The sequence below is a fragment of the Roseateles sp. P5_B10 genome (assembly GCF_056400485.1).
Genome location: NZ_JBFULE010000347.1, coordinates 1 through 5,523, shown reverse-complemented (window position 1 = coordinate 5,523; position 5,523 = coordinate 1). Strand labels below are relative to the sequence as shown.

Sequence of the window (5,523 nt, the reverse complement as noted above, 5' to 3'; positions counted from 1 at the left end):
TGTCCAGACATCAACCATTGGAGAGTCGCTTTGTCCACCCGTCGCACGTTTCTAGTCGCCGCATCTGCTTCACTTTCCTCCGGGCTGGCGCTTGCCGGAGGTGATGATGATGATTGCAATGGAGCGAAATCCCTCCCAGGCTCACCAACCGCATCAGCATCCTCGGCAGCTCTGCGTCAGAGCACGGATGAGATCCTTACCCTCGAGCAGGGAGCGTCTACACCGTGGGAAGCCGCTTCAGCGATTTCGGCGAATTTCCAACTCGTCGCCGAGCAGAACTTTCGAAAGATGAAGTCCAGAGAGGTGCGCACTCTGTTGAGCGCGCTGAGTGACGCTGAGCTCAACGATCTGGCTATGCTCTACAACCGGTCGGCATTGAACAGTGGCAGGACACCTTTGCTGCTGGACATCATCGCGGCATCGGCTGAAGCCGCCGCTATCGGCCGCGTTGGGGATCATTTCGGATTTGAGGACACGTACGCGGCAGTCCATCGAGTGAACCCTGCGAATGCCTACGCACTCACACGCTCTTTGAACCCTTCGAAATCACGCGCAACAACGGCCTCATTCGCCTACGGCGGGGCCTCGGACGGCATGATGAGGCCTGATTCAGGGCCAACTGTCGGGTACACGATCGGCGAGATATATCTATCGTTCCGCACTGCGCCGGTCGGATCGTTGGGAGTGGCTGGTGCGCTCTTCGAGACGGCCTCCTTTGCAGCCACGCGGTTTAGCGTGGCCTATGGCGCAGGCTATGCATTCGGGTCGGCAATCAACAGCCTTTGGTCAACCTATTCGCCTTCTACCTATGCCGCGTCAGCGGACGTAGTGGGCCGAACTGTCGACGGCTTCGCGAATTCAGTCACAAGCCTATTGAATGGAACGGCATTCGACTCCATTTCCGCGTCGGTCCGTTCTGCAATCGGCCAGCTGCAATCGAACTTGTTTAACAGCTTCCTTCCAGGCGGGCCAAGGGCAACGTTCTACACGGGCGGCGGCGATTTCGGAGTGAGCAGTCCGTGGGCCGACAACGAGCGCATGTCATGCAAATGAACCTCTCGCAGGACAGATGGCTGATGGCAGGCCGGACCGTTATCGCGCTGATCGGCCTTCTGTCTATCGGGGCCCTTGCAGCGGGGCGCGAAGCCAATGTGCGCTGGCTCGTAGGGGCGCTATTCGTCGTCGCCTTCATTGCCTACCTTGTGGAGGCCAAACGCCGCCAAGCGATGGAGACGCCTTACCGGCTCAGCAAGATGGTTTTGATGGGCGAGCTCGTCTGCGTGCTCTGCGGCCTAGCGGTACTTGTGGGTCGTTGAGTAGCGCGATGGACGCTTAAGCGCCTGAACGGTTGCCATCCAGGGCTCACCCATCTCGACGTCCCATTGAGGCGACCTGACCGCATCGCCTATCGCGACAAACGGCTGTTCAGCAACGGCGAGGCCGTGCCGCTGTGGCCCGCAGGGGACTTACGTCGATCCCGAATCCAAACGGACCATTCCCCGATTCGTCGAGGCGCTGCAAGGCAACAAATACGCCGTACTTGGCCACCATCGCGACAACAGCAACGACAGCCGGATGTGGGGCTTCCTGCCAGCCGATCACATCGCCGGCAAGGTCGTGTTTGTCGGGTCGTAGTCGCAGGAGGCCCTGGGGCTGCGAGTTCGCCGTCATTGCTCGCCACGACCATCCCGCAAGGCCAAACGCGTCGCCTCATCGCTGGGAAACAGGTGCTCCACCTTCAACGACGCCAGCGTGATGTCCAGCGGCGTGCCAAAGCTGGTGATGGTCGAAAAGAAGCTCAGTACACGGTCGTCCGCCGCACGCAGGCGAAAGGCCAGCACCGGCAGGGTGCCGGTCTCGACCGCGGCCCAGGGCTGCAGCGTCGGGCGCAGCTCGTCCAGCAGCGCGCGCAGCCGCGGCAGGTGCTCGGCCTCGCGGCAGGCGCGGGCCCACATCTCGCCGCACAGCCAGGCCTCGTCCACGCACAGCGAGCGCAGGCCGCCGGGCGCAAAGACGGCGCGCAGCAGATTCAGCGGCTGGCCGAGCATCGCCTGGCCCGGCAAGCCCAGCAGTGTCATCAACCGCGCCAGGCCCTCGTTGGCCATGACGACGTTGTATTCGCCGTCCAGCACCAGGGCCGGCGCCGCGCCGTTGGCGTGGATCAGCTGCTCCAGCGCGGCGCGCACCGGCGCCATCTCGGGTGCGTCCAGCGCGCGCTCCGTGTGCGCGGGCGCGTAGCCGGCGGCCAGCAGGGCCTGGTTGCGCTCCTGCAGCGTCGCGCCGAGGGAGTCGAGCAGGGCGATCAGCGTCTCGCGGCCGGCGCGCGCACGGCCCGTCTCGATGCAGCTGAGATGGCGTTGCGAGACGCCGGCGCGCAGCGACAGCTCCAGCTGGCTGACGCGGCGCGACTTGCGCAGGGTGGCGAGGGTGGCGGTCATGGCGATGGCATGGGTAGCAGGTGGACGATGCCGGCGACGAGCAGCAGCATCAGCGCGAGGACATCCAGCTTTAAGACGGTGGCCAGGGCCGACCATAGCGGACCGGCCTGCAAGGCCAGCAGCAGGAAGGATGCGACGCTGACGAGGCCCGCGACGAGCCCGAGGCCGCGCAGCGCCGGCTGCCAGGCGGCCCAGGCGAGAAGGGCCGCGAGCAGGCCAAAGAGCACGGCGCGGTGGCGCAGCAGCAGTTCCAGCGCGGGGTCGCGGGCATCGACGCCGTAGAGCGCTGACAGCTTGGTGGCGCCGAGCACGCCGGCCAGCGGCAGCGCATGCAGCAGGGCGACGAGGGCCAGCGCGAGGGGCACGAACAGCTTCATGAGGCCGGACCATAGGCCATGCATCGCGCTGCCGCGATGACCTCCCAGGTCATTGCGGCGATGCATGCGACTGGCGAGCATGAGGCCATCAACCACCCTCCAAGGAGATCGTCATGAGAACCGTCCTGATCCTCGCCCTCGCCGCCTTCGGTGCCTTCTCGACCTATGTGATGTGGCAGGTCGGCTACCTCGGCATCTGGCAGGCCGGCATGAGCAGCCTCGGTGCCTGGCAGGTGCTGGCGGACCTGGTCATCATGTCGTGGATCGCGCTGGGCTTCATCTGGCGCGACGCGCGGCAGACGGGGCGCACGGTCTGGCCGTTCGCGCTGATCACGCTGGCCGCCGGGTCCTTTGGGCCGCTGCTCTATCTGCTGCTCAAGCCTTCGGGCCGCGGCGAGTTCAAGGCCGGGCCGGCTGTGCCAAGCCGCTGAACGCGGCTTGCAGATTGGTACGTGCCCGCGCCTCGAAACGCTCGCGCAGGGCGCGTGCCGTAGAGCGCGGGCCGCGCCAGAAAGCCGGCCAGGATGGCACCGCGCTTTTCATTGAAGGCGGCCGCCGGCACATGGGCGTATCCACGGCGGATCTGCGCCTCGTATTCGGCAAAGCGCGCCGGCGCCTCGCGGAAGCAGCCGTTCAACGTCGGCGTTGACCGGCGCGCACCGGTACTGCGCCGCATGGCGTAGGCTCGTCCAGACGCTTTGCGGCGCAGTGCCGGTGCGTGTCCGTGTCGAACAACCTGTTAGAGCTCACGACTACCGCGCCTCACTTAGCGAATCAAGCCCGGCCAATACACGCTGGCGGTTCTTGGTGAGTACGGCAAACCGTGGAAGCCGAGAAACGAATCGCGCAAGATCCCAGTTGCCATCGACAAGATTCCGAAGCGCTACTCTGTCGCCCTTGATCCGCGCACGCAGCGTTGGAACGTATTCAGCGCTCCAGGCCCAAACAATTCCTTCAGGGACTCGCACCTGGAAGAAGGCCGCGTCTGGCCAGGAAATCGAGCGGACGATTCGTCCGCATTTCGTGCATGCGGCGCGGCCGGCAATAGATCCTCCGATTTCGCCCTGAACCATCGCGTAACCCCCGCTGCTCTCGTCATAGAGATGCGTTGGAACACTCACAGCAGTGAAAGAGACGCGATCTCCGCAACGTTCGCATATGGCGTCGATGTGCTCCGGCCTCGAGTACAGGAAGTACCTGCCCTCAACGGGATTGCGGAACCTGCGGTGACCGCGATGCAGGCCAAGTGCGTTGTTCATGCGCTGCTTTCCCGGTGAGATCTAACGAATAGCGTTTATCCGCCGCCCAGGCGAGGTTGGAAGAAGTGTTGGCATAGCGGCGGCGGATAAACCTGTTGGACTGAACCGCCCACCGTACGGTGGCGTCAGGCGGCGGCGATATGGGGAATGTAAGTTTCAAATCCCCCGCCGGACCAGTGCGGATTCACCCGGGTGAGCGAGCCGCCCCTGCTCGGCCCGCAGTGAGCAGGGCCATCTTCGCGCGACCCCGAGCGCGGCGTGAACAGGGGCATCCGCGACGCGGTCTGGGTCGCTGTGAGTCTTCGCCTTGCCTGGCCTTGCGGCGCCCGTCATGGCGGCCCCCGGCACAGGGCGCCGCGCTCCGGCAGCAACCCGCCCAGGGCGGATGAGGCGAGATGGGAATGAGCGGCCGCGCCATCCCTTCCTTGATGCGCCGGCACAGGGAACCGGCCTGGGGTCAAGGTCACTAACCCAGCCAGAACCTGGAGCGCCAATGGACAAGCCCTTGCCGGACACAGACTCGCCGCCTTCACGACCCCGGTCCATGTCCGGCACGCGCGAAGTCCTGCTGTCTCTCAGGGGCGAGGGCAGTGTCGGCTCGGACGAGCACCGGGAGCCTGTTGAGCCCGTGGTGCGGGTCGAGGCGCAACCCACCTACGAAAGCTGCCAGGTCGCGCTCGACGCCGAGCATGCACGGCTGAAGAAGCCGGTCCCCCAGAAGGACAAGGAAGACGCGTCCTTCCTGCCGGCATTGAGCGAGTACGCCAAACACTACCAGGCCGTGGGCGGCTTCATCRAGAAGAAGTCCAAGGCGCCCGCGCTGATCCTTCTGGAGATCGCCAAGCTGGAGCCCTTGTTCCGACGCGGCCTGGAGCTGTTCCCGGTCAAGCAAGCGGAGGCCGCCAAAACCGAACTGGCCGGTCTCAAGGAGAGCTCGACCGCCGCCGACAGGGTGCGCATGGACAAGCTCAGGGCCGCCGAGCGGGTGAGGCTGTTCGACCTGGAAAAGGATTTGGCGGCGAAGAAGAAGCAGATCGAGGCGCTGGAAAAGAACCTGCAAGTTCAGACCATCCCGAAAACGCAACAGGACACCCGGGAGCGGATCACCACGGCGAAACAGGAAAAGAGCGCGCTGGAGACGAAGCTGGCGGAATTGGCCACCGTCAAGTCGGAATACGAAGACGCCTTGCGCGAGAACGACACGCTGAAGGAGAGGATCAAAGCCAGCCAGAAGCGCTTTGACGAAATCGCCGAGCAGCAGCAGGCCCAGATACTGGCGGCACGCACCCGGGCCACCCAACTGGCGGCGCGGTGCCTGTTGCTCCAGAAGGACAGCTCGCTCCCCGATCCGATTTCACGGGCCTCGGAAGCCGTCCCGCAGGACATCGACGCATCGACCTTCGTCAACGCTGGCTGTGCGTTGGACACCTTGGAAGGACTGCTCGATGC

General features: G+C 64.7%; 8 protein-coding genes. 5 read left to right on the top strand and 3 right to left on the bottom strand.

Annotated elements, in window-relative coordinates; genetic code table 11:
* The 3 genes from AC1DU6_RS18975 to AC1DU6_RS18965 all read left to right on the top strand — a co-directional run.
* A partial coding sequence (locus tag AC1DU6_RS18975; protein WP_477858885.1) for a hypothetical protein occupies positions 1 to 1,053 on the top strand: 1,053 nt, incomplete at its 5' end.
* A complete protein-coding gene (locus AC1DU6_RS18970; protein ID WP_457320430.1) occupies positions 1,044 to 1,316 on the top strand; it encodes a hypothetical protein in 273 nt (90 codons plus the stop codon). The genes AC1DU6_RS18975 and AC1DU6_RS18970, both read left to right, overlap by 10 nt.
* Before the next feature lie 76 nt (positions 1,317 to 1,392).
* A complete protein-coding gene (locus tag AC1DU6_RS18965; RefSeq protein ID WP_477858887.1) occupies positions 1,393 to 1,635 on the top strand; it encodes a S26 family signal peptidase in 243 nt (80 codons plus the stop codon).
* A 32-nt stretch (positions 1,636 to 1,667) separates the two neighbouring features.
* Here the strand turns inward: AC1DU6_RS18965 and AC1DU6_RS18960 are convergent, their stop codons facing one another.
* Together AC1DU6_RS18960 and AC1DU6_RS18955 are read right to left on the bottom strand one after the other, a co-directional pair.
* On the bottom strand, positions 1,668 to 2,438 hold the full coding sequence (locus AC1DU6_RS18960) for a helix-turn-helix domain-containing protein (RefSeq protein WP_457320432.1): 771 nt from the start codon (positions 2,436 to 2,438) through the stop codon (positions 1,668 to 1,670).
* Positions 2,435 to 2,896 (bottom strand): phosphopantetheine adenylyltransferase, encoded by a 462-nt coding sequence (locus AC1DU6_RS18955; protein WP_477858883.1) that lies wholly within the window; start codon positions 2,894 to 2,896, stop codon positions 2,435 to 2,437. The genes AC1DU6_RS18960 and AC1DU6_RS18955 overlap by 4 nt, the downstream gene beginning before the upstream one ends.
* 32 nt (positions 2,897 to 2,928) lie before the next feature.
* Between AC1DU6_RS18955 and AC1DU6_RS18950 the strand changes: the two genes are divergently transcribed.
* Positions 2,929 to 3,246: a DUF2834 domain-containing protein gene (locus AC1DU6_RS18950; RefSeq protein ID WP_477858882.1), complete on the top strand. Its 318-nt coding sequence runs from the start codon at positions 2,929 to 2,931 to the stop codon at positions 3,244 to 3,246.
* Positions 3,247 to 3,567: 321 nt separating this feature from the next.
* Here the strand turns inward: AC1DU6_RS18950 and AC1DU6_RS18945 are convergent, their stop codons facing one another.
* Positions 3,568 to 4,074 carry a hypothetical protein gene (locus AC1DU6_RS18945; RefSeq protein WP_477858880.1) on the bottom strand — a complete coding sequence of 169 codons (507 nt, stop codon included), beginning with the start codon at positions 4,072 to 4,074 and terminating at the stop codon, positions 3,568 to 3,570.
* A 544-nt stretch (positions 4,075 to 4,618) separates the two neighbouring features.
* On the opposite strand from AC1DU6_RS18945, the gene AC1DU6_RS18940 reads away from it, so the two are divergent.
* Positions 4,619 to 5,523: zinc ribbon domain-containing protein (locus tag AC1DU6_RS18940; RefSeq protein WP_477858878.1), on the top strand; the 905-nt coding region annotated here is incomplete at its 3' end.

Excerpts from the sequence above, each read along its gene's own strand:
- AC1DU6_RS18970 (WP_457320430.1), top strand. The coding sequence starts at position 1,044 with ATGCAAATGAACCTCTCGCAGGACAGATGGCTGATGGCAGGCCGGACC.
- AC1DU6_RS18960 (WP_457320432.1), bottom strand. The coding sequence starts at position 2,438 with ATGACCGCCACCCTCGCCACCCTGCGCAAGTCGCGCCGCGTCAGCCAG.
- AC1DU6_RS18955 (WP_477858883.1), bottom strand. The coding sequence starts at position 2,896 with ATGCTCGCCAGTCGCATGCATCGCCGCAATGACCTGGGAGGTCATCGC.
- AC1DU6_RS18950 (WP_477858882.1), top strand. The coding sequence starts at position 2,929 with ATGAGAACCGTCCTGATCCTCGCCCTCGCCGCCTTCGGTGCCTTCTCG.
- AC1DU6_RS18945 (WP_477858880.1), bottom strand. The coding sequence starts at position 4,074 with ATGAACAACGCACTTGGCCTGCATCGCGGTCACCGCAGGTTCCGCAAT.